The sequence below is a fragment of the Acinetobacter sp. ACNIH2 genome (genome assembly GCF_002934965.1).
Taxonomy (GTDB): Bacteria; Pseudomonadota; Gammaproteobacteria; order Pseudomonadales; family Moraxellaceae; genus Acinetobacter; species Acinetobacter tandoii.
Window position 1 is genome coordinate 1,988,317 of sequence record NZ_CP026412.1, and the last position, 25,190, is coordinate 2,013,506.

Annotated in this window: 11 protein-coding genes, 1 tRNA gene and 1 pseudogene; 10 read left to right on the top strand and 3 right to left on the bottom strand. The window is 40.6% G+C overall.

Features of this window, described 5'->3' with window-relative positions; translation table 11 throughout:
* The first annotated feature begins 23 nt into the window (after positions 1-23).
* Positions 24-950: pseudogene (locus tag C3F34_RS09380) on the top strand (diguanylate cyclase).
* A gap of 56 nt (positions 951-1,006) precedes the next feature.
* Here C3F34_RS09380 and C3F34_RS09385 read toward each other — a convergent pair.
* From C3F34_RS09385 to queA, 3 genes are read right to left on the bottom strand one after another with little or no spacing between them, the layout of a single operon-like run.
* A complete protein-coding gene (locus tag C3F34_RS09385) occupies positions 1,007-1,573 on the bottom strand; it encodes a LemA family protein (RefSeq protein ID WP_044739023.1) in 567 nt (188 codons plus the stop codon).
* A 38-nt stretch (positions 1,574-1,611) separates the two neighbouring features.
* Positions 1,612-2,640, bottom strand: coding sequence for a hypothetical protein (locus C3F34_RS09390; protein ID WP_044739022.1), 1,029 nt, complete (start codon positions 2,638-2,640; stop codon positions 1,612-1,614).
* A 24-nt stretch (positions 2,641-2,664) separates the two neighbouring features.
* Positions 2,665-3,702, bottom strand: a complete 1,038-nt coding sequence (queA, locus tag C3F34_RS09395) for a tRNA preQ1(34) S-adenosylmethionine ribosyltransferase-isomerase QueA (protein WP_044739021.1) — start codon at positions 3,700-3,702, stop codon at positions 2,665-2,667.
* A 168-nt stretch (positions 3,703-3,870) separates the two neighbouring features.
* On the opposite strand from queA, the gene C3F34_RS09400 reads away from it, so the two are divergent.
* The 9 genes from C3F34_RS09400 (at position 3,871) to C3F34_RS09440 (ending at position 25,183) form a co-directional block, all read left to right on the top strand.
* Positions 3,871-3,957, top strand: a tRNA-Leu gene (locus tag C3F34_RS09400).
* A 759-nt stretch (positions 3,958-4,716) separates the two neighbouring features.
* The gene (locus C3F34_RS09405; protein WP_044739020.1) at positions 4,717-5,121 is read left to right on the top strand and encodes a WYL domain-containing protein; all 405 of its coding nucleotides are present in this window, start codon (positions 4,717-4,719) and stop codon (positions 5,119-5,121) included.
* A 410-nt stretch (positions 5,122-5,531) separates the two neighbouring features.
* The gene (locus C3F34_RS09410) at positions 5,532-8,177 is read left to right on the top strand and encodes an isopeptide-forming domain-containing fimbrial protein (RefSeq protein ID WP_044739073.1); all 2,646 of its coding nucleotides are present in this window, start codon (positions 5,532-5,534) and stop codon (positions 8,175-8,177) included.
* 15 nt (positions 8,178-8,192) lie between these two features.
* Entirely contained in the window at positions 8,193-10,850 is a 2,658-nt protein-coding gene (locus tag C3F34_RS09415; RefSeq protein ID WP_104441455.1) for a DUF11 domain-containing protein, read from the top strand.
* A 4-nt stretch (positions 10,851-10,854) separates the two neighbouring features.
* Positions 10,855-14,694: a DUF11 domain-containing protein gene (locus C3F34_RS09420; protein ID WP_158654344.1), complete on the top strand. Its 3,840-nt coding sequence runs from the start codon at positions 10,855-10,857 to the stop codon at positions 14,692-14,694.
* 455 nt (positions 14,695-15,149) lie between these two features.
* Positions 15,150-15,641 (top strand): hypothetical protein, encoded by a 492-nt coding sequence (locus tag C3F34_RS09425; RefSeq protein WP_104442325.1) that lies wholly within the window; start codon positions 15,150-15,152, stop codon positions 15,639-15,641.
* Between the two features lie 47 nt (positions 15,642-15,688).
* On the top strand, positions 15,689-18,412 hold the full coding sequence (locus tag C3F34_RS09430) for a DUF11 domain-containing protein (protein ID WP_104441457.1): 2,724 nt from the start codon (positions 15,689-15,691) through the stop codon (positions 18,410-18,412).
* A gap of 94 nt (positions 18,413-18,506) precedes the next feature.
* Positions 18,507-24,524 (top strand): SdrD B-like domain-containing protein, encoded by a 6,018-nt coding sequence (locus C3F34_RS09435; protein ID WP_228155283.1) that lies wholly within the window; start codon positions 18,507-18,509, stop codon positions 24,522-24,524.
* Positions 24,521-25,183, top strand: a complete 663-nt coding sequence (locus tag C3F34_RS09440; protein ID WP_104441458.1) for a hypothetical protein — start codon at positions 24,521-24,523, stop codon at positions 25,181-25,183. Before C3F34_RS09435 ends, C3F34_RS09440 begins: the two co-directional genes overlap by 4 nt.
* The last annotated feature ends 7 nt before the right edge of the window (positions 25,184-25,190 follow it).

The following is a 25,190-nucleotide window of genomic DNA, read 5'->3' on the forward strand; positions in this document are numbered from 1 at the left end:
CAGTGCATTCTTGGGGTGGGGTAATGAGTGAGTTAAAAGAATGGGAATTTTATAAAACATTATTGGAAACTACAAATGCCATTCCATGGCAAATTAATTGGGATACCAAAGAATTTAGTTATATTGGACCACAAATTGAGAGTTTATTGGGGTGGCCGCAAGACAGTTGGAAATCTGCACAAGACTGGATTGATCGTATACATCCTGATGATCGTGATAAGACGGTCGGTATGTGTATTCAACTTTCCGATGATGGTACTGATCATGAGGCTGATTATCGCGCCTTAACCCAAGATGGCGGATACGTCTGGATACGTGATGTTGTTCATGTGATTCGTGAAAATGATAAAACCATTGCCATTATTGGCTTCATGTTTGATATTTCAGAACGTAAAAGTATGGAATTGGAACTTGAGGAGTTGAATAAAAAGAATCAAGCATTATAACTGCAAGATCCGTTGACGCAGGTGGCAAATCGCAAAGCCTTGAATGAACGGATCGAATTCGAGTTTAAGCGAGCAGAGCGCAATAAACGACCATTGTCGATATTGTTTATTGATATTGATCATTTTAAGAAATACAACGATGATTTTGGGCATTTGCAAGGTGATCAGTGTTTGATTGCAGTTGCACAGTTATTAAAAACTCAGTTTAGTCGAGCCTATGATTTTGTGGCGCGCTTTGGTGGGGAAGAGTTTGTAGTAATTTTGCCTGAAACTACACTTGAAGATGCTGTTTCATCTGCTGAGCGCTTCCGTAAGGCAGTGGCTCATTTGACCATCCCGAATCTGATGGCAAGTCAGCATGCTGATATCACGGTCAGCATTGGGGTAAATACGCATGGCGCAGGGCAAAACTATTTAAACGTGTCTAGTTTTTTACAGTCGGCAGACCAATTGCTCTATCAAGCAAAAGCTGAAGGGCGGAATCAGGTTTGTTTTCTGTCTTAATCGGAATTAGCAGCATTGTGAAATTTATTCACAATGCTGTCTTTTGTGCTAAATCATTAAAAATTCGGACGATAATCAAAATTTTGCATAGCTGCCGTATCACGAAATGGTCGAATGGCTTTTTTGCCAATAGTCATAGTATTGATGACATTGTTGGGAAAAATCTGTATTTGGTTGTTAAACAGTTCAACATTGCGATTAAAAATCGTAATCGCAGCCCCTACATTTTCGTTTTGTTCTTCAATTTCGTTCATCATTTTTAGATAAATTTCATTGGCTTTAAGTTCAGGGTAGTTTTCAACTACGACATTTAAACTGTGCATGAGTTCCTTGTTTAGGTTCTCAATCCGTTGTAGCTGAGATACATCGGCAGTGTTTGCATTCAAATTTAAAATGTTTTGACGCAATTCCGTCACTTTTTCTAAAGTACCTTTTTCAAAACTTGAATATTGCTCTACCAAGGGTGCAAGCGCATCTAAAATTTTAATTTTTTGACGTTCGTAGCTGGTAACATCTGACCAAGCGCGAATAGTGGCATTATGATGGCGCACAATATTATTACGAATAAAAATAATGGCTACAATGCCAATAATAATGAGCAATAATAAAATAAAAAGTCCCATGTTGCCCCCTGTTTAATGGTTGTACATTTTAGTCGCTGTTATTTTAAAAGTTCTAATAAATCAGACTTTAAATGTTCTAGATAAGGTAGTTTAAATGTACGTAAGTGTCCACGTAAACTGGAAATATCTTGGATATTCTGAGCCTTGCTCGAAATTTTGAATAAATCATGTGGTCCTAGATAACACAAGACATCACTCTCGGGATGAAACAACAAATCCCCTGAACGATATTCAAAAAAGTCGGATAGCCGAAGCACCATAGCAGGTGTTAGTGTTTTCGCCATCTGCATTTCATCGGTACCATAGAATTTGAGTCGCTGATTGGTCTGAATATCACTGGTATGCCATGCAAAAGAATAAGGGTGACCAAAGGATTTGCTCGCAGTACTGATTGCTAAGCCTGGCATGTCTAGACCAAAAACAAATACGCCCCACAAATCGCGATGTATTTCTTGAACCTTGACCTGATTGCCATCTTTATCAGTCATGCGTACTTCATTCACAAAGTGATATTGAAATACCAGTACTTGATGGTCCTTGTTTTCTTCATCTGTCCAAACAGTGCTTGCATATAATGGAAAATCATTGGAAACAGAGCCTTGTTCAAATACTGGAAACAGGCGTTTTAAGTGGGCAATAAATAAAACTGGATTGAGTGGAACGGAAATATGTTGTGGTTGGCGGTGGTAAGCCAACTGATATTTTTGTGCAATGGTTTGTTGTTCGAGATAATCAATCACCTCTTCAATGGGGTCATCATCTTCATAAGAAATATAAGCCCAAAATACCATCAACACGCCACAAAACAGGCTAGTTTGAGCCCAAATACTACTGGGTTGAATCAAAATCGCAAGCATAAAAAGACTGCCTGTAATTGCAAGCAACCACGGTAGGGTATTTTCAAACTTCAAGGCGACAGGAGCATTCCAAGGATGCAGGCCATCTAAAATTTGTTGATGGCTTTGCGCCTGACGCCCAATGTCCCAAAGCCGAGCAATATTGTGGAAGACCACCTGATTCTTTTTACGACGAATATGAATCGAATGTCGCACAGTATCAATCGGCATAAGGGCGGAAGTTCCTTGTTATTGTTATCTGGTAAAACGATCAATTAGCATGGCATCGCCATAACTAAAGAAACGATATTGCGTAGCTACAGCATGTTGGTAGGCATTGATAATATTGTCACGATTCGATAATGCAGAAACCAACATCAACAGCGTAGATTCGGGTAAATGGAAATTGGTAATTAAACGATCTACCACTTTAAAATCATAGCCAGGGTAAATGAAAATCTGGGTATCACCGACCCAAGCATCGAGTACACCGTTATGTGCTTGGGCAGCACTTTCCACAGCACGTGTTGCTGTTGTGCCAACCGCAATGACTTTATTCCCTCGTGCTTTGGTTTCACGAATTAATTCAACAGTATGTGCTGGTACATCGCACCATTCGCTGTGCATGACATGATTGGTAATATCATCGGTACGAACAGGTAGAAATGTTCCAGCACCTACATGTAAGGTCACGAAAGCTTTGTTAATTCCTTTAGCTTCGAGTTTCTCCAGTAAAGCTTGATCGAAGTGTAAACTTGCAGTGGGTGCGGCAACACTGGCTAATTTGCTTGGATCATTGAATACAGTTTGGTAGCGTTCAGTATCTATCGCCTCTGCTTCACGGTTGAAGTAGGGTGGAATGGGTAACTGACCGCAACGGTCTAAAACGTCTAGAATCGGTTGCGAAAATTCAACAATAAATAAATTCTCGTGGCGACCTTGGACGGTGACTTTAATTTCTTCAGTGCCAATAATTAGTTCTGCACCCGCTTTAGGCGAGTTACTGGCTTTAATATGGCAATGTGCGATGTGCGCATCTTGCAAACGTTCGACTAAAACTTCAACTGCGCCGCCTGTTGCACGTTTACCTTTTAAACGGGCTTTCATCACTTTAGTATCGTTTAAAATCAAGAGATCGCCGTCATTCAGTAAATCCAGAATATCGGTAAACTGATGATCATGATATTGACCTTGTGCATCTAAATGGAGCAAGCGTGATGAACTGCGGGTGTCTAAGGGATATCGAGCAATAAGCTCATCAGGAAGATCAAAATTGAAGTCAGAAAGTTGCATGACACATTTCGCTAAAAAAACTGGCTGTAGTATATTCTTTTTTTCATTTTTTAGTCGAAATTGGTTAAATAAGAATCTAAAAAAACCATTCTGTTTTAAAAGTAACCAAATGTGCTAATCTTACGTTGACAAGTTTTTTAAACAGGTTAATATACGCATCAACACCTACCCGAGGTGGTGAAATTGGTAGACGCGGCGGACTCAAAATCCGCTGTCAGAGATGACGTGTCGGTTCGAGTCCGACCCTCGGGACCATATATTAAGAAGCCCTCAAGCATATTAAGACTTGGGGGTTTTTTTATTGCATCAAAATAAATGCTTGCATGAAATTCTGCATTTTATCTTTAAGGTTAAATAAGCCAATTTTTAGATGGTCACTTCGGAATATGATTATCCGAAGGATTACTCGAATTTGGTTTGGGTACTCATTATGGAATCTCATGGTTAGAACAATTAAGCTTCTAATAGCTTTCTAAGTTGAAAAAGTGAAACCAATAGAAAAAGAATACGACTTATTTGATGGGGAAGGTTGTGTAAGGGCTGAGATGGAGAGATGGGGTTGTTAGGCTTAAAAAGTAGTGTATAAATAAAAATTTTATAAAAATAAGCACTTGAATTTATGGTTATTCAAATTTAATGGTTCTTTATTTAATTAAATTACATTGGTCAATTAAGAAACTATAGGTTATGAGGTATTTGTATTTTAAATCAGATACTTTATAGGAGTATTTAAGTTTAAAGGTTATGTTTAAAAGGACAACATCTGTTTAAAATTTTTTATTAAAAAAGTGAAATTTACTTTAATAATAATTTTATGAACATAATATAAATAAGTACTTATATGTGAAAATTATAGAATTTATCTTTATTTATAAATCTATCTTTTAAATTAATTAAAAATTAATGCGAAAATTGAATCAATAAAATGATATGGATTTGCTACAATTGGCCCGTCTTTAAGGTTGTTTAAAATAGATAAAGAATTTAAAAGAGATAACGAGGTGTGATTTGAAGATGGAAATTGCGGGCGCTGTACTGGCGGCTATCTTCTTTGGTGGTTTCGTTTTGATAAGTAAGAGAATGCGGAAGCAATCTTGTGATGTGGATGATAGACCATGCCCACTGAGTGCACGAGAGCAAGATCAAGTTTCTTTAGAGTCTGAATGTGTTTGCGCACCCTGTAAAACGCTAGAAATTCTTTATCAAAATCAAAAAGGTCAAATGACTATTCGAGATATTGATGTTATTCGGGTATATCAAGAAAAGCAGCATTGGTATGTTGAAGCACTTTGTCATTTGTTAAATGAACAGCGTATTTTTGCTGTTGATCAAATTAAATGTTTAAAATGTCCTAAGCATTGTTCACGCTTAATTAACCAAACTGAAATCATAGAATATTTAACCAAGCACCTTGAGTGACCGTTGAAATATTTTTATTTCTTCAATATGAATGGTTTATTTCAATTCGGGATTTTTAATTTGTAAAAGTGAAAATAAATTTGCTTGATTTTTGCAGTTAATATTGGACGAAATGTTTGGTCTTCTGAAATTGTTTTAAGTTAGTTATTGATAAAAATTATTTATTTCGATTCCTTATGGGTGTATTCAGCATCTTATTTGTACTTCTACGCCTAATCGAGTGAAGTATCCATTCAATGTTTTGAGATGTTAGGCTAAAGCTGAGCAAGTGTATGCTTTGTCATCAAAATAATTATAAAAATTATCGAAAAGCGTGTGCAAAATAATCAACAAATGATACATTTATGTATAATATTGTGACTTATTTATCATTTATTGTAAATTTTGTGAGTGTTTGCTTTATGCAGGGGATGACAACAAGAATACATCGTGCGTTATTGGGGGGAGCATCACTATTATTGGTCGGTGTTTGTCACGCTTTTCCTCAACCAGGAAGCTATATTTCCAACGTTGCGTCTGGGGATTATACCGATGAGATGGGGAATGTCTTGTTGGTTAATTCCAATCCTGTGGCATTAGAGGTGCAAAAAACATATTCCCTAACACTTTTACAAAATCAAAATCAATATGGGGCTATCGGTGGGACAGTGAATCTTCCACATGTCCTCACCAACACAGGTAATACTACAGATCGATATACATTGTCTTTGGTACAAAGTAGCAATGATAATTTTGATTTAAGCAATGTTAAGGTTTATGCAGACCGCGATCAAAATGGTTTACCTGACAATACTGAAGATTTGTTGCTCGGTTCAATTGAGCTGAATGCAGGGCAATCTTTAGCCGTGGTGATTGTGGGGAGTATTCCTACCACGGTGGCTTTTAATCAGCTGAGCAGTTTAGACCTCAAAGCTGTAAGCCAGCAAAATGCTACGCTTTCTGCGCAGGTTACAGACACGATTCGCGTTGTAGATGATGCGGTGATTTCCCTGATCAAGGCGCAAAGTGCAAGTGAGGGAATTATCGGTGATCAGATTACCTATACCTTGACTTATCGAAATACAGGAACGGCAACACGTCGCGTCGTATTGCAAGATGTATTGGACGATTCTCTAGAGTATGTTTCGGGCTCAGCCATCTGGAATCAAAATACTACAGCACTCACTGATGCCAATGATACGGAAGCCTCAGCGAATACAGGAATTACTTATCAGCTCAAACCTGATGGTAAGAGTCTGGAAGCCAGTATTGCTGCTGTTGCCCCTCTAAGCTCAGGAACCTTGAGTTTTAAAGCCAAGGTGAAGCAAGGTGCCGCCAATAAAATTCCAAACACGGCAGGTTTTGTTCAATATGATACGGATAACACGACGGTAAAACTAAGCAGTTTCTCCAATACCGTGATCTATAATTTGGCTGCGGTTTATGGTGTGGTTTTAAATAATAAATCTAGTTCAGCAACCAACGTGGGTAACCCCAACAGCAGTCCCGATAACTTGGTTATTCAAGCCAGCTTGACCCCTGGGCAAGAAGTCTTTTTTAGTAACTATGTTTGGAATGTCGGCAATACGACAGATGTTTATAACCTAAGTTATAGCTCAAGCAATCTACCAAGTTGTGCCAAAGTTAATTTTTACACTCAAGATGGAAAAACTTTACTAACAGATACCAATGGTGACGGCAAAGTCGATACAGGTTCGATTTCAAGCGCAGCGGTAAAACAAATTCAGGTTGGGGTATCGGCTTCTACAGGGTGTAGCAGCAGTGTCAGTCATATCAATGTTGATGTGGTCGCAACCTCGATTACTTCAAACTTAGTCTCGGACCCGATTCGTAACCAAATCACGGCCTTAACGGTCGTATCGAGCAGCAGTGATTTGTATAACGCTGATCAGTCGGGTTTGGGTGTTGGTGTTGTAGATAACTTAGGCCAAGCTTTACGTACGGTTAAAGTAGTTTCAGCTAAGGCTGTTTTTCCTTTGGTGGCAAAGAATAATTCCGCCCAAGCCAACAACTATAATTTATACGCATCGTTTAGCGCGATTGATGTCGCCAATATTATGCCTACCACTAAAACAGGCTTTAGTGTTAAATTTTATGAAGGCGATGCTAGTTGTCAGACTGTCGGTAAACAGATTACCAATACGGGAACCTTAGCCGCAGGCGCAAGTAAGGCATATTGTGCGGTGATAGATGTTGATGCCAGCCAGCAGAATTTTTCAGTCCCGATTTGGTTTGCAATTCAATCACCTGTCAATCAACAAGCGGACTCCATTAAGAACCAAATTGAAAGTAATGTTGCACGCTTACTCACCCTGACCAATGATCAGCAGGGGCAGGTGGGTGTTGGTGGTACGATTGTCTATGCGCATACATTAAAGAATCTGGGCAATATAGCAGAAGGGGCAAATGCAGGCTCTCAAGTGAACCTTAAAGTGGTTCCGCTGAAAAATGATGGCTTTGTTTATAGTCTTTATTATGATGCCAATAAAAATGGTCAAATTGATAGTACAGACCAAATTATTAGTGCCACAACCAGTCTAAATCAGCTCTTGGGTAGTGCAGGTTTGCTTCCTCAAACTGACATCCAACTTTTACTCAAAGTTCAAGCAGCTCCTTCAGCGCCAGAAGGTGTAGTAAGCCAAGCTGATATTTGGATCGAAATTTCTGACTTTAATGGCATTCATTTAGATAACTTAAAAAATACTGATGTCACCACAGTGGCAACAGGGCATTTACAGTTACTTAAAACACAAGCAGCCAACAGTAGCTGTATAACTAGTAATCTAGCAGCTTTGAGCTATACCACTCAGTTGGTTTCAGTTAAACCGAATCAGTGTGTGGCCTATAAACTCACACTGAAAAATGATGGTAGTTCAGTGGTGAAGAATGTTCAGTTTAATGATGTTGTTCCTGCCTATACCAGCCTTGTTGGGACACCTGTGATTGTGCCGGCAGGAGTAGACCTTTCTTCAGGTGAGAAAGTTTCAGCTTTGGTGAGTAGTTTAGATCCAAATGAAGAAGCCAATTTCTACTTTGTTATTCGTGTTAACCCTTAAACGTAGGTTCGGAAAATGTTTATAGAAAAGAAAATGATTCGAAATTTACGTATGGCGATGCTGGGCTTATTGGGCGTAACAGCATCGGCTTGGGTTTTTGCTGATGCTTTGGTTATTAGTAACATGGCTGTGGGCGAATACAAAGAAGAAGGCTCTACAGTGGTTCAAGTGGCGCGTTCCAATTTGGTTCAAACCACCGTTATTCCTGTGTATAACCTGAGTTTAAAGGATAACCGTACTGAATATGTACGCCCAGGACAGGCGGTTTATTACCATCATGTTTTAACCAACACGGGGAACGAGCGCGATCTTTATAATTTGTTGGGCAGTCAAATTGCTGGAGGCAGTTTCACTCATAACAATATTGAAATTTATTTGGATGCGGATCGAAATGGTGTTGCAGACAGTAATACACCCATTACTCAATATAGCTTAAATGCTGGTGATTCGGTTGCACTGATTATTAAAGCCATTATTCCTTCATCGGCAGCCGTAAATAGTTCTAGTCAGATTCAACTCACCGCCACTTCGACGCAACAACCTAGTCTGACTCAAAATAATATTGATACATCACGAATCACCGATCAGGCCGTTTTAAACTTAACCAAGAGTTTTGATAAAACAAGCGTCGTAAATGGTGATATTGCAACCGTCCGTTTAACCTATTTTAATAATGGTAATAATAGTGGCGTGGTCAATATCAGTGACTTGTTGGATACGACTCAGTTGACGTATGTAGCAGGGAATGAAAACTGGAATGGGCAGGCACTTAACGCAGCGACCGGCAGTAATGACCCGACGGGGATCAACTACTATCTCGATACCGATGGTAAAACCATTCGTGCGCAAATCACCAATGTACCAGCCAATGCCCAAGGCTATATTGAATTTCGTGTTCGCGTTGCACGTACTGCGCCTGGTGAAATTCCCAACTTGGCCAATATGGACTATGACCATGATGGTCTTTCCACCACAGCAAATTTAACAACACAGTCGAACACCGCGGTATTAACGATTAAACCCGTATATGGGGTGGTGATTAATGCTGATGCAAATAGTGTGAGCGGTCCTGATTTATTAACCAAGTCTGCAGTAAGTAGTGGAGCTACAGTTAGCTTTGAAAACTATGTTTGGAATACAGGAACAGTCGCTGACCGTTTTAATTTAAGTTTTAATAGCCATAATTTACCCGCAGGCAGTGTGCTGGAATTCTATCGTGCAGATGGCGTTACCCCATTATTTGATACCAATAATGATGGCATTATTGATACAGGAACACTTGAAGCAGGCGCTAAACTTCCGATTATCGTGAAGGTCACCTTCCCATTAGATTATGTGGATACAGCTAACACGACTTACAATATTGTCCCTAAAGCGCAATCGATTACTGATAATACCAAAACAGATACGGTGCAAGATCGGACCTCACTGATTCAAAGTACGGCTTCTCGCCTAGTTGACCTGATCAATAGTCCAGAAGCTACGGCAAATGGTATGGGAAATGGCAATGTGTCGAATGGTGGTTTGCCTTGGAAAACCTTAACTGCGGTTAACAATAAAACAGTAGTGTTTCCATTAACTGTGCGTCATACAGGTCAAGCGACAACCTATAACTTTAGCGCTGATGCCGATAATAATTTTGCGACGGTTGCATTACCTACAGAAATTAGTTCTGTTCGTTACTTTTCGACATCTACCACCGATTGTTCAGTACTTGGGGCAGAAATCTCTTCAACTCGTTTGTTAAATGACGATGAATCACAGCTTTACTGCGCCGTGGTAGAAATTCGTGCAGATGCTCAAAGCACAAGTCAGCCAATTCCGATTTATTTTAAAGTCACATCGTCTAATTTAGTTACCTCTGCACCAAGTAATGGTTATGATGTGATCCAGAACGCCATTACGATTAACTCAAATGCAAGTCAAGGTGGGGTGAGTTTAGAGCCTGATTTACGTGGGCAAATTGCACCGGGCGGTAGTATTGTTTATAGCCATATTTTAAAACCATGGGGAACGTCTGTATTGGCTGCAACGGATAGTTTAAGCGTTGCCAATAATCGAACAGGTTTTACCACGACACTTTACTACGATGTCAATAATGATGGGCAGTTAGATGCTACAGACCCGATGATTCAGAATTTATCTGTTGTCAATAGCATGATTTTAAGTAGCAAAGCACCTATTCGTATTTTTAATAAAGTTGAAAATACTGCGTATAACACGGTTGGTGTAGTGAACACTTCTGTGATTAGTCTAAAAAATAGTGTGGGTACAGTGTTAGATACGGCAACTGATATTACAACTATTACTCGCGCACCTGTGCGTTTAACGAAATTGCAAGCCAAAGATAATAATTGTGATGGTGTTGCGGATAGTGCGTATACCTCAAATGTATTGCCGATTACACGTAATGCAGATGGTTCAGGGCAATGCGTTTTGTATCAATTAACCGTGAAAAATTTGGGGGCTTCTGCGATTGGTCGATTTAATTTCTATGATTATACGCCTGAAGCAATGGTGATGAGTAAGGCGCCGACTTGTACAACCTGTGAAGCTGGTTCGCTTAGTGCGCCTGCACTGGGGCAAACAGGTGCAATTAAAGCTTCTGTTGCAGCAATAAATAGTAATGAAAGCCATAGCTTAGAGTTTGGGGTGAAGTATGTGGGGAACTAAGTCTATGAAACGCATTATTGCGCTGTCAGCTAGCCTAGGTTTTGGATTAATGTTCAACTCCGTTGTAACTGCTGCTGTGCCTACGTTAGAAATTGTTGGAGCCAGTGGAAATACCTCGACAACTGGTCCTAGTACCGTTGCACAAACTAATACGTATTTATTTAATGCTGATAACCCGACGGCAAATACTTTTAGTCAAAATTATTTCCCGAAGACGAACGTTACTTACTCTTTAGAAAATCAACAATATACAAATGGATTGGTTTTTGGGGGGACAAACTCATCAACTATTTTTATTCCTTTAAGTGGTCAGGGTAGTCCAATTAGTTCTGATTTCACCTCGAGTCGTTTAAATCCTAGTATGGGGACGGGTATTGATGCTGACCTCAACTATGGTTCACGTATTTTGCTTCAAGCGAGTGTTTTAGGAAGCTCAAATGGAAGTAATACATCATCAAGAAACGGTGGGTTAGGTTATTATTTCGGTGATGTTGTGGTGACATTTAACCGTGATGTAAAAAATCCAGTTATTAATCTCTCAGGTATTGGTGGGGTTGCTGTTAGTTCGGGTGGGAATACGGCATTTGGTATTACCACGAATTTTGTATTAACCAATCCTCCAAGCGGAACGACAATCAGGCGTTTATCGGGTCGTAATTTAAGTGTTAATGGATTTAACATCACCAACTCGGCTTCATTATACGGCGCGACTACTGGTGGAAATAATAATTCAAACCACAATGCTACTGGAGCAAATGGTGGGGCCAGTGGTAGTGTCCAAGTTGAAAATAGCAATAGTATAAGAACTTTAAGATTTAAAGTTTATATTGCGTCTGACTACACTGGGAATAGTACATTAGGCTGGAGTTCGGATTCTGGAGATGCATTTGTATTTAGTGCGGCCAGCGTTGACTCTATGGTTGGTGATTTGGTAGTTTCAAAAACCAATAATACTACTCAAGTGTATTCGGGCAGTACAACCACTTATACAGTACGTGTCACTAATAATGGTCCAGATACTTATACAGGAACATTACTTAAGGATGTCGTTGGGACAGGATTAACCGCTACAGCCGTTGCTTGTAGTATGGCTGCAGGCAATAAATGTACCACAGCTCCAGCTTTAAATAGTTTAGCTTCTGTTGATACAGGAAGCTTGGCTTCTGGCGAATTTTACGAAATTTTAGTCACAGCACGTGTAGATGCTGCGGCAGGCAGCACGGTAACGAACACTGCTACGGTGGATGTGCCAACTTTGGGCTCATCTACAGGGGCAAGTTGTACAACTTTAAATAGTGGTGGCATCACCCGTTCATTTAACTCAACCACAGGTGCATGTACGACAGCAGACCAAGATACTGTGCTTGCTTCCGCTGATCTAGAAGTCTCAAAAACATCAGATAAAACAAGCTATGATGTAGGCGATGTTGTGAAATACACCATTAAAGCTTGGAATAATGGTGCTGCTGGTGTTACAGATGCAGTGCTGGCTGATAATGTTCCAAATAATATTGCCAGTTTATATTGGTCATGTAAAAGTTATGGAACGGCTGTTTGCCCAAGTAGCGTAGCGAATGGTACTGAAACAAATAGTTTGAGTGCAAATGGACTAACTTTACCTGCAAATGGTAAAGATGTGAATTATCTAGAATTCACAGTTACAGGTTTAGCTTATAAAAGTGGTTCCGTAACCAATATGGCTTCGGTGACAACAGCAACTTTCGAGAATAACTTAACCAATAATTCTTCCTCGGTAGATATTATTATTAATTCAAACTCACCGATTACCGGCGGTAGTTCACAAAACCAATGTTTATCTGGGCAATCGGCTAATTTGGTTTCAGATACCGCTTTTAGAGCCTATTTGGTCGATAATGCGAGCACTGCTTATGATAATGCTTTAAAAACGGCAGGGGCTAACCCGACTATTGTGCCAAATTCAGTCATGTATGGTACGGGCGCAAATGGTGCATTGCAGTTAAAAGGACGTGTAAATTGGTCAAATGGTAGCCCTAAAACAAGTACCAGTGGGGCAACTTTAAAAATTATGGTCGATGGTGTTGTCTATGCCACGCTTGTCACGCCTGCGAAAAGTTCAAATACTCGAGCTTCATTTACGGCGTTTAATGGTGCGCAAGTGGACACTACGGATTATGCGATTGGATCGTATGGTACTGACCCAGTGGCTATCAATTTTACGATTACTTTGCCTACAACAGTAACAATGGCCAAAATAGTACGGACCGAATTCCAAAATGTTCGGCCAAATACCAGCACTTATGTGGGGGATGATATTGGAATTGGGTTTAATGAACTTAATGTTTGTCTTAAGCCGACTTTTGAAATGAATAAAGTGTCTGAAAATGGCACAGACAGCTTCAACTTCAGCTCTTTTGCAAACTTGAGCAATGCCAATGCCGAAACCATTACCAGTGGTGAAGTGGTGACGACTGTAATAGGGGCTGCACAATCAGTTCGTTTAAAGAAAAGTACATCACCTGTCGAGCAAGGCTCATTATTGGCTTATGCAACACCAAACACGGCAATTAGTTTTACTGAGTCAACATCAACTTTATATTCCCTGAAGAGTATTGAATGTACAGATACGAATGCTGCAGTGTCAGGAAACAGTGCTGCAAATTTGGGAAGCATAAATGGTTTGACCCAAACCATACCTGCAGCGAATGTGAAATTTGCCGCTAAACTCGTTTGTCGCGTGACCAACAGTAAAAAAGCTGGCTATGTGTTTTCGGGGCGAGTGTTTAACGATAATAGTGGTACAACCTCGGATATTTCCAAGGCGTATAACGCAATTGTAGATGCTGGTGAATTGGGAATTGCGGGCAGTGTGATTGAGCTGCAAGATTGTAGCACTAAGGCTGTTTTGGCCTCTACAACCAGCAATGCAAATGGTGATTTTAAAATACAAACTTTAGATGATGTGTTTGCTGGGCGCAGTAATGTTTGTTTGGTACAACGGAATTTGACAGGTTTTGATTCGGTCAGTTCTGCGAAAGCCAGTGGTGTGACGGCGACAGCTGACACCAGTAATGACTTCTTTACCATTCCTAAAGCTGCAAATGTGACCAGCTATGATGGTTTCTTGTTTGGTGATGCTGAGTTACAGTTAGTCTTAACGCAAAATGGACAGAAAACCATTGTGGCAGGTGATGTGGTGGATTATCCACACGAGCTCAGTGCGAAAAGTGTGCTGAATGTGCTGAATTTAACGGAAAGCAAAGAGCAACAGCCTGCAAACAATCAGCCTTGGCAGAGTTTGGTTTATGTCGATAGCAACTGTAATGCGCAGTTGGATCAAGGTGAAAGTTTACTTTCGAGTCGTGTATTAAAAGCCAACGAAAAAATTTGTTTGATTCAGCGAGTAAATTCACCTACCACGGCACAAGGTGGTGATCGCTTTATTGCGAGCTTCAAGGTCAATGGCAAGGCGACTTATAGTACTGCGACGACCAAGGAAAGTAATAGTGTGAATGATATTACAACGATTGGTACAGCAGGTTTAAACATGAGTAAACTGGTGCGAAAAACATCTGCATGTCCTGCGCCGAGCAATGATTCAACACCGTTTACTGTAACCAACCAAGCGGCTAAAGGTGATTATTTGGAATATCAAATCACCTATACCAATAATTCAAATAAAAACTTGGTTGATATTGTGCTTAAAGATAGTGTTCCGGTTGGAACGGTTTATGGAACCATGTCGTGTAGCGTTTCAGGGTGTCAAACTCAAGAAAGTTCAGGACAATTAAAATGGACAATTCCCGGTGTACTGGCTCCTAAGCAAAAAGGGCAAGTGGGTTTCTGCGTAAGGATTCCAAACTAATTGTGATTTTAGAGAAATAAAAAAGGTCGGTCCTTTTATGGGATCGACCTTTTTTCATTAAATGTGCGAAGTACACCCTAGAGTCTATTGCTTGAGCCCGCCAGATGCGTTGATCTTAGGCCTAATATAAATAATGAAAACATATACTTAATATGAGCTGATTGCTTAATTTTGTCTTAAAAAGCGTTCAATAAAGAGTATGAGCTCTATATTGTTTCTTTGTGTAAATTCACAGTTTTTGTGAAAAGTAATGATAAACAGTCATTTATTTTAAGTATTGTAAACTTATATAACTAAATTAAAAAATCAAGAGTGAACCAGTTAACATTTTTTTTATAAAATGTATGGTTATGCGTTTGTTTTTTGTTTAATATTGCTTTGAGCTTTGCAGCATTAATTTCTTTAAATGTGATTAATGTCGCAAATATATGCATTGGTTTGCAGTGGATAAAATCATGTTAAACAAAAGAACTACGCTGAAAAAATTGATGATGGGTTTAATGCTTGCTGGGGGGGCTGCTCATGGGATGGCTGCCGCTACGACATCAAATGAACCTGTATCCATTCAGTTGAAAGCATTCAAAAAAGTTGTAGACAGTAAGGGGAATGCACAGTTTAAAGCTGCAGACTCAATCAAGCCTCAAGATGTTATTGAGTATCGTGCGACTTATACCAACAACACGACACACAGCATTAAAAGCCTAAAAGCAACTTTGCCAATTCCAGCAGATACGCAATATTTAGGCAACAGCCTGCCTTCAGGTGCACTTGCCAGTACCGATGGCGTTAACTTTGCTGCGATGCCATTAAAGAAAAAAGTAGATGGAAAACTCGTCAATGTTCCACTCAAAGAGTACCGCGCTTTACAGTGGCAAATTATGGAATTACCAGCCAAGAAAACAGTAACTGTTAGTGCACAAACTAAAGTAAATGCATCAAACGATTAATTTCTAAATTTTTATACACGTCATTTTGATGGGGTCGGGGGACTCTTATGCCTATGAATTTAAAGACGACAAAGCGAAATAGCCTTTATGTGTCAATTGCGACAGTTTTAGGGGGCTTTGCTTTTTTCGCGACAGGTGCACATGCTGCTGCACCAGCAGCGGGGACAAACATTAGTAACATTGCAACAGCATCGTATGTAGATGGTACATCTACGACACGTACTGTAACGTCAAATGAAGTCAAAACGACTGTTTTACAAGTGGGTAGCTTCACACTCGAGCAAAACCGTACAGCAACTGCCAACCCGAATGGGGTAGTGACTTTATCGCACGTCTTGACCAATACGGGTAACGGAACGGATGAGTTCACATTGAATTTAGCCAATGTGGCTGGGGATAATTTTGATTTCTCCAACATTGCGGTTTACTTAGATGCGAATAAAGATGGTGTGCCAGATAACGGTACGAATTTAGCGGGTCAAAAAGTTACCTTAAATGCTGGTGAGTCAGTCGGCTTGGTTGTGGTGGGTACAACAGCCGCAACAGCAGCAGCGGGTAATTCTGGTCAATTAGAACTTTCTGCGGCAAGTAGTTACATTACAGTCCTAGCGGACAAAACCAAAGTGAATACTGACACCGTAACGATTGTTACTGGTGCAGTCATTCAAGTGACGAAGTCTGCCAATGTAACTGCAGTTGCACGTGGCGATACAGTGACTTATGAATTAACTTATAAAAATACGGGTAATGCTGATGCAGCCAACCTAACCATTGAAGATCTTTTACCTTCAGGTGTAACTTATGTTGCAGGTTCAGCACGTTGGAGCGGTCAGACAGCGGCATTGACCGATGCGACTGGTGATGAAGCAGCGGCAGCAGCGAAATATGAGTTTACCAATGGTAAAGTGCAGTTAGTACTTGCATCAGTACCACGTAACAGTACGGGTAAATTGACCTTCCAAGTGACTGTCAATACAACTGCGCCAGCAGGTAAAATTACCAACATCGCGACATTTGACCCAGATGGTCCAGGTACAGAGACGTCTCAACCAACAAACCCATATGATGTGACAGTTCAGTCTACATATACGGGTACCATCAACGATAATGCAAGCGATACGTATTCGGATGCGCAAAAAGTTATTGGTAATACGGCTAAAGATGACTTAATTACCACAACTGCGGTACAAGGTTCACCAGTTTTATTTGGTGCGTCTAGCTCTACAGAAGATATCTGGATTCACAACCTTGGTAATGTCGCTGAAACTTATAACATTACCGTGAACAAATCTGCACTACCTGCAGGCTCTATTGTTGAGTTATTAAAATCGGATGGTAATACTCCATTAACGGATACCAATGGTGATGCAAGTGTAGACAGTGGTCCATTGGCTTCTGGTGGTCATCTTGAAATTTCAGCACGTATTACTTTGCCAAATGGTTATACAGGTCCGATTACGGCACCTGGATTAGATACGATCTTAACCATTACGCCTGTACATGCACCAGCATCTTCAGATACGGTGACATTACGTATTACGGATATTACGACATCAAAAGTCGATTTAAGTAACGGTAAAGGTAATAAAAACTATACGGAAGATGATACAGGTTTAACCGGTGAGGGTGCATACGTTTCTGGTAATGTCGTCACTACGGTAACAACTAAACCTGGCGTTGCAGCTACGTTCCCAATCGCTGTAACGAATTATGGTTCAACATCGGACAACTATAACTTTGGTACTGAACAAGCATTACCAGCGGGTTGGACAGTTGAATACTTCGTTGCTGATTCAAGTGGTGTATGTTCAGCGACTAAAGTGACCAATACAGGTGCAATTCAGCCAAATACCACAGCTTATTTCTGTGCCAAGGTAACTCCATCTACAGATGCGACACCTGCGAATAGCCAAGATATCGTCTTCACAATTAATTCGCCTGCAACAGGCTTAACAGACAAGATGAAAGATCACTTGACTGTAGAAGCGGTACGTGGACTTTCATTCTTGGCCGATCAACAAGGTCAGGTCGCACCTGGTGGTACGATTGTCTACAAGCACACTTTAACCAACAACGGTAACGTTGTAGAGGGTGTGGCTGGCGGTAGTACACTTCCATTCACCATTACTCATGACCCATCGAATACTGGATTTGTTACCTCTGTTTATGTAGATAAAAACAATGACGGTATTGCTGATGCAAACGAATTGGTGACAACGTCTGACTTGAACGCATGGTTAACTGCAACCAATGGTGCTGATGGTCTTTCTCCAAAAGAAAGTATTAACATCTTGGTTAAAGTTGAAGCACCAAGTAATGCAACAGCGGGTCAAGCCGATCTATCGATTGTGACAGTTACACCGACGGGTGCATTAAATGGTACGGCGGCTCCTGCTGCGATTACCGTAACGGACAAAACTACAGTAAACATTGGTCAAGTTCGTTTGGAAAAAATGCAAGCTCTTGATGCAGCATGTGATGGGACGCCAGACGGTAGCTTTGGAACATCTACACTTCAAGCTAAACCAGGTGCTTGTATCATTTACCAAATTAAAGCGGTGAATGATGGTAATCAGGCGGTAACGAAAGTTGAAATTACCGATGCGGTACCAAGTTACACCACTCTAGGTTCGTCGCCTGCGGCTGCACTAGATCCAGTATCAAAAGGTACTGTGACCAATACAGCAAACAACTTGAAGTCATCTCAATTTGATTTGGCACCGTCTGAAACGGTGACGATGAAGTTCAGCGTTAAAGTTGATGCTCAATAATTAAGTCAAAACATTAATAACTATTTATGTGGATAGGCATCACTTTAATGCCTATCCCTTTAAACCTGCTTTTGCTCGGTATTGGGGTATTTTCGTGATTAAACGAGTTCAGCCGCTACAGAATCATAAGATCAAGCTTATTTTTTCAAGCTTAGCTACGGCTATGGCATTGGTAAATCATGCTTATGCTGTGATGCCTGCTGCTGGGCAAAATATTACCAATACGGCTTATGCAAGTTTTGTACAAACCGATGGCCAGATTGGCCAATCGGTTTCAAATACTGTTCAAGTTACGATTACACCTAAATATGTGATTAGCCTCACTTCACCAACACGATTAGAAATTGATGCGGGTGCGAAAGTGATTTGGCTGAATACTTTGACCAATCATAGTAATGCGCCTGCTGATATTGTGATTAATAAAAGCACTGTTCCCGAATTATCGAATATTAAAATTTATGTCGATAGTAATCAAAATGGTGAATTTGATCGTTCAGATTTGCTGGTTACAGGACATTTAAGTTTACAGGCTGGGCAAAAAGTTGATTTATGGGTGGTCGCAGACTCTTCTATATCACTAAATGATAGTCAGCAAGTAGACTTGCCACTCCAAGCATATGTTGTGCAAGACCCGACTGCTATTGCAGATGCAGTGAATGCTTTAATTAGTTTCTTGCCGCAACTCACAGCAACAAAATCGGTTGATAAAACCAGTTTTGAACCACAAGTCGGTCAGTCTTATGACTTGACCTATAACTTAAGTGTGAAAAATAGTTCAACGCGTAATTCTGGTTTGCAAACCATTGAGGTTGATGGTGAAACCATGAAGGCTGTGGTTTTATTGGATGAAATACCTGCCAACACCATCTTTAAATCGGCTAAACCGACCAATTCTAAAGCGCTGGTTTTATATCCGTTAGGACAAGATAAATTTACCCGCCAGATTCCAGCGGATAAATCTTTAATCAATACGTTGGTGGTGGCATACCCGCAAGCTTTGGCTGCAAATAGCACTGAAGCGGTTGAGTTGGTTGTGACCATGAATCCAAATGTGAGTCATACCTCAATTTCAAACGTGTTCAGTGTAGAACACGGTGTGTTATCCAATCTGAAAAAAACAGTCTCTAATGAGGTGACGACAAGCGTTGGTGGTAGTGCTTCGATTACCAATAACAGCAAAAACTATTCGAATATTTTAGCAACGGGCAGTTTAAATCAACCGTTGTATATTGCTGCAAATAGTGCGATGTGTAATGCCTCACGTAGTAATGTCGACAAAGTAAAAATTAAAGTTCAATCGACGTTGACTGGTGATGTTGAATATGTACAGGGCGTTGAAACAGGTTCAAATACTGGCGTGTTCCGCTTCACGCTAGCAACACAAGAAGCGGGTCCCATTCACCTGAATGACCAAATTTTACAGACCGTCAAACGTGATCAGGTGATTGTGTCTTTGACAGATTGTTTAGATCAAAGTGGTAATTCTTCCGCGACTGTTAAGGATATTGATACTACGGTATTGATCGATCCATACGGCGTTGTTTTTGATGCTAAGACCAATTTACCCGTTGCAGGTGCGACGGTAACTTTGTTGGATGACAAAGGTAATCCAGCTGAAAATGTAGCTTATAAATTGGATGAAACCACAGGTGAAAAGGTGGCAATTCCAGCAAAACAGCGCACCAATAGCAAAGGTGAATTTGTCTATCCTTTTGTTGAAAATGGAACCTATCGACTTGATATTGATACTTCAACGATTGAGAGTTCTACCAATTATAAATTTACCAGTGACAAGACTATTTATAATAATTTTGCTGATCGTATCGTTGATAGCTCTTGGTCTTATGGGGGGAACTTCACTTTAAAGACAGGTGACGCTGCGCTCAATATCGATATTCCGATTGACCCTGTTGATATTTCTGTTCCCAGCAATGACAAATTGGTCATTAAAAAAGAAGTGGTCGGAACAAATACTGCTGAAATTGGTGATTTTAAAGATTACCAAATTACGGTGGCAAATATGGGAGATTCGACCCTCTATAATGTCAATATGAAAGATACTTTGCCTCGTGGTTTTATTTATGTATCTGGCAGTACTCGTGTTAATGGGCAAAAAAATGCAGATCCTGAAGGTGGAAAGGGACCTTATTTGACGCTCGGTTTGGGAACATTGACGCCTAAACAAGAAGCCAAAGTTCAATACCGTGTCTATATTGGTCCTAATGCATTGAATGGGGATGGTATTAACCGTGTTTATGCGCAGGACAATAAAAATACAGTTTCGAACGAAGCACAGGCTGCAGTAAAAGTTACACCCGGCGTATTTAGTCCAGATGGCTTTATTGTTGGTAAAGTCTTTAGTGATTGTAACCGTAATGGCGTTCAAGATGTCGGAGAACGCGGTGTACCGGGCGTCCGTATCTATATGGAAGATGGTAGCTTTGTGGTGACGGATCGTGAAGGTAAATACAACTTCTACGGCATTCGACCAATGACCCATGTGCTTAAAGTCGATAATACAACTTTACCGAATAATGCAGAATTGGTGCTGATTAATAACCGTCAAGCAGGTGACCCAGCCAGCCGTTTCGTAGATTTAAAACGTGGTGAGTTACATCGTGCAGACTTCGCGATTACCGATTCTTCAGGGGAATGCACTCAAGCCTTGGCAGAACAAATTGAAGACCGCCGTAGTAAAATTGATGCACAACTGGATGCATTAGAGCAAACCTTACGTCAAGATTTAACCGTTGACCCACTTAGCAATTCAGTTTCAGATGTACAAGGTCAACCTGCAAGTGGATGTATTAGTGCAGCAGGCGCTTCAGCCAATTGTAATATTGAATATAAAAAAGATCAGATTAAAGACGTCAAAACAGTTCAAATTGAACCAGTAAAAGCTCCAGTGGTTTTAGATTTAGAGCAAGAGCTTGAGCGTTCTGAATCGAATCAACTGGCAATTTTAAATTTGAAAGAGCAGCAAATTTTGCCTACACCTCAAGCCACGATTCAGGTTAAAGGTGGTTTAGGCACAGACATTCGTTTATTTGTAAATGATGAGCAAGTATCAGAAAAGCGCATTGGTAAAAAAGCAGCCTATCAAGAGCGCGGAACAGCGGGTTTAGATTTTATTGGGGTGCCACTCGCTGCGGGGAAAAATACCATTGCAGTTCGTCAGTACGATAGCTTTGGTAATTTACGTGATCAGCAACAAGTCACAGTGATTGCACCAGATGCGATGAGTCAACTGACCATGCAGCCTGTTGAACAAGCCGTTTATGCCAATGGTAAAGATATTTATCAGGTGGTGGTTAAGGTACTGGATCAGCATGGGACACCTGTTGCGACTCGTACTCCTATTACACTCGAATCATCTATAGGCATGATTCAACTCAAAGACCTTGATCCAGATAAACCAGGCGTACAGGTTTTTGCAGAAGGCGGGTCTTTGGTGGTGCCAGTACTTGCACCTTTGGAAGCTGGGTCGGGTGTATTACGTGTCCGTAGTGGCATATACGAACAAACTGTGCCTGTGCGCTTTTTGGCAGAACTTCGTCCAATGTTGGTTGCGGGGATTATTGAAGGTTCTTTTGCGCTCAATAAGTTTGATCCTAAAAATCTGTCTCAAACCTCGACTCAAGATGGTTTTGAAGAAGAGCTGAATGATTTGTCGAGTTCGGGTGATGGTGAAACTGCCATTCGTGGTCGTGCAGCTTTATTCTTAAAAGGCAAAGTGCGTGGCGATTATTTACTGACTTTGGCATATGACTCAAGCAAAGAAAATAATCAACGTCTATTCCGTGATATTCGTCCAGATGAATATTACCCAGTGTATGGCGATGCCTCTGCCAAAGGTTTTGATGCGCAGTCCACCAGTAAACTTTATGTTCGTGTCGATAAAGGTCGTTCTTATGCCATGTATGGTGACTACGTCACACGCACTGAAAATGATGAAGGACTTTCTTTAGGTCAGTATAGCCGTTCTTTAACAGGTTTAAAGTCAGTGGTTGAAGGTGATCGCTTTCAAGTCGCGAGCTTTGCTGCACGTACCAATACCACTCAAGTGGTGAATGAACTCCGTGCAATGGGTGTTTCAGGTCCTTATGCCTTAGGCATGGACAGCAATGACATGCTTCAAAATAGTGAAAAAGTGGAAGTGATTGTACGTGACCGTAACAATCCTGGTTTAATTATTTCACAACGCACCTTAACTCGGTTTAGCGACTATGAAATTGATACCTATACCAACAGTATTTATTTAACTTCACCGTTAAGTAGCATTGATGAAAATCTAAATCCAGTCTACTTAAGAATCACCATTGAAACCGATCAAGGTGGCAAAGAATATACCGTGGCGGGGGTCAATGGTCGTTACAAATTGAATGATAAAGTGACCGTCGGCGGTTCTTATATTCAAAATGATGATCCGATTGATCAGGAAAAAATTGCCAGTGCCAATACGGTTATTCGCTGGAATGATCAAGCCAAACTGGTTGCGGAATACGCTTATTCTGATCATGACTTAATGACTTTGGATCAGCTAACCGATGTGAATGCCTCGACGGCTGCTACTACCTCGGGGAATGGTTCCGCAGCACGTGTAGAACTGGACTATAAAAAAGGTGATGTTGATGTACGTGCCTATCATCAGCAGGCGGATGTGGGCTTCCGTAATGCAGCATCTTCAATCAGTTCGGGACGTAAAGAAACGGCTGTAAAACTGAATGCACGCTTAGATGAGTTGGGGGTATTACGTATTGAAGCCGTACGTACAGAAGATATTGCCAATGCAGGGGTACGTAACGGGATCAGTGCTTCAATTGAAAAAGCCATTAACCGTATCGTCAGCTTGGAACTGGGTGTTCGTTATTATAATGAGTCACTGAATGCTGCCAGTAAATCTACGCAAAGTGTTGAAACACCTTATGATGGCACCACGGTTCGCGCCAAATTGAAAACGGCATTACCATTTGATGGTTCAAGTGCATTTATTGAATATGAACAAGATGTCGCTGACAGTGATCGACGTGTCTTTGCTGTGGGTGGTGACGCTCAGGTTTATAAGAATATTCATGCTTATGCACGTCATGAATTTATCTCAAGTATTGGCGGTTTATACGAACTCAATGACACGCAAAAACGTAATACCACTGTATTTGGCTTAGACAGTCAATATATGCGAGATGGTTCAGTCTTTAGTGAATATCGTGTACGTGATGGTTTGAGCGCACGTGAAGCTGAAGCGGCAATGGGGGTACGTAATCGTTGGCAATTAAAAGAAGGTTTATTCTTTAATACCAGTTTTGAGAAAGTGAAAGTTTTTGAAGGTGAAAACAAAGACTCATTAGAATCTACCGCAGCTACTTTAGGTTTTGAGCATTTATCTAACCCTCGTTGGAAGAATGTAGCACGTATTGAAGGGCGTTGGTCAAATCAAAGCGATAGTTATTTAAATACGTTGGGAACAGCTTATAAGTATTCAGATGAAGTCACCTTCTTGGCAAAAAACGTTTTAAATTTAACCGATAATAAATCAGCCGATTCAGGCGATCGTTTAATTAACCGCTTCCAGATTGGTGCAGCTTATCGTGATTTAGAAACCAACAAATTTGATTCACTCAGTAAAATTGAGTATCGCTATGAAAAGAATGAAACCACTTTGAGTGATCCGTACGAGCGTAATGCTTACATTATGTCGCATCATTTAAATTATCATCCGATGCGCGATGTGCATGTGTCGGGTCAGTATGCCGTGAAATATTTAGAAGAAACCTACGACCTATTGCAAAGCAGTGGTATGACGCAAATGCTGAATACGCGCTTCATGTATGACATTAATGAACGTTGGGATGCTGGGGTAAATGCTGGCGTCATGTGGAACAGCGTTTCAGATGGCACCAAGCTGATGGCAGGGGTTGAAGTGGGCTATCTTTTGGCGGCTAACCTTTGGGTTTCTGGTGGATATAACTTTGTTGGTTATGAAGATAAAGATTTAACCGATGGTGATACCACAATGGATGGCGCTTATTTCCGTTTCCGCTTTAAATTTGATGAGAACCTTTTTAATCAAAACAAGGCAAGCGTGAATAAAGCTTTGGAGCCTAAATTATGAAATTTTTAGGATTAAAAGCCTTCCTGTTGGCTGGGCTGCTTAGCCCTGCGCTTTATGCTAACCCCGAGACCCATCAATTCGCATATATATCGTCGCATCAACAGACGCAGTCAAAAATACGCGAGGCACTTGGGCAAAGTTCTGATGTAAAAGAAAAATACCAACTGGAAAAAGCGCAAACATGGCTTAGTTACGCAGATCAGTTATATAGTGAAAAGAGTAAGCCCAAAAACCTAGAAATGGTTTATCAGCAGGTGTTGAATATCACCAATACCGACAACAGAGTGCAGCTTACAACTCAAACGCCAATTTTACCTTTTGCTCAGGTGATGCGCCGAGATTTGTGGGCTCGTATAGAAAGCATTAAAGTTCATGCTGGTTTTCAGTGTGCTTATAAAGAACTTGTTCAGGCAGAGGTTAAACTGGTTTGGGCCGCAGCCGAATATTGCCAATTAGGGTGGCATCATTCGCGCGAGATTTTTGCTTCGGCAGAGCGTTTAGTTGATCAGGCGGGGTATTTGGCACAGCATTGTGAAAATGACCGCTATCTCGATCAGGCTTTTAGTCCTGTAAAAATGGCTACAGCGGAACAATTAAATGGTTCAACAGGCTGTCAGGGAGTCAATCTAGCGTATTGGCCTTTTACTCCAAATCAATAGTTTAAGC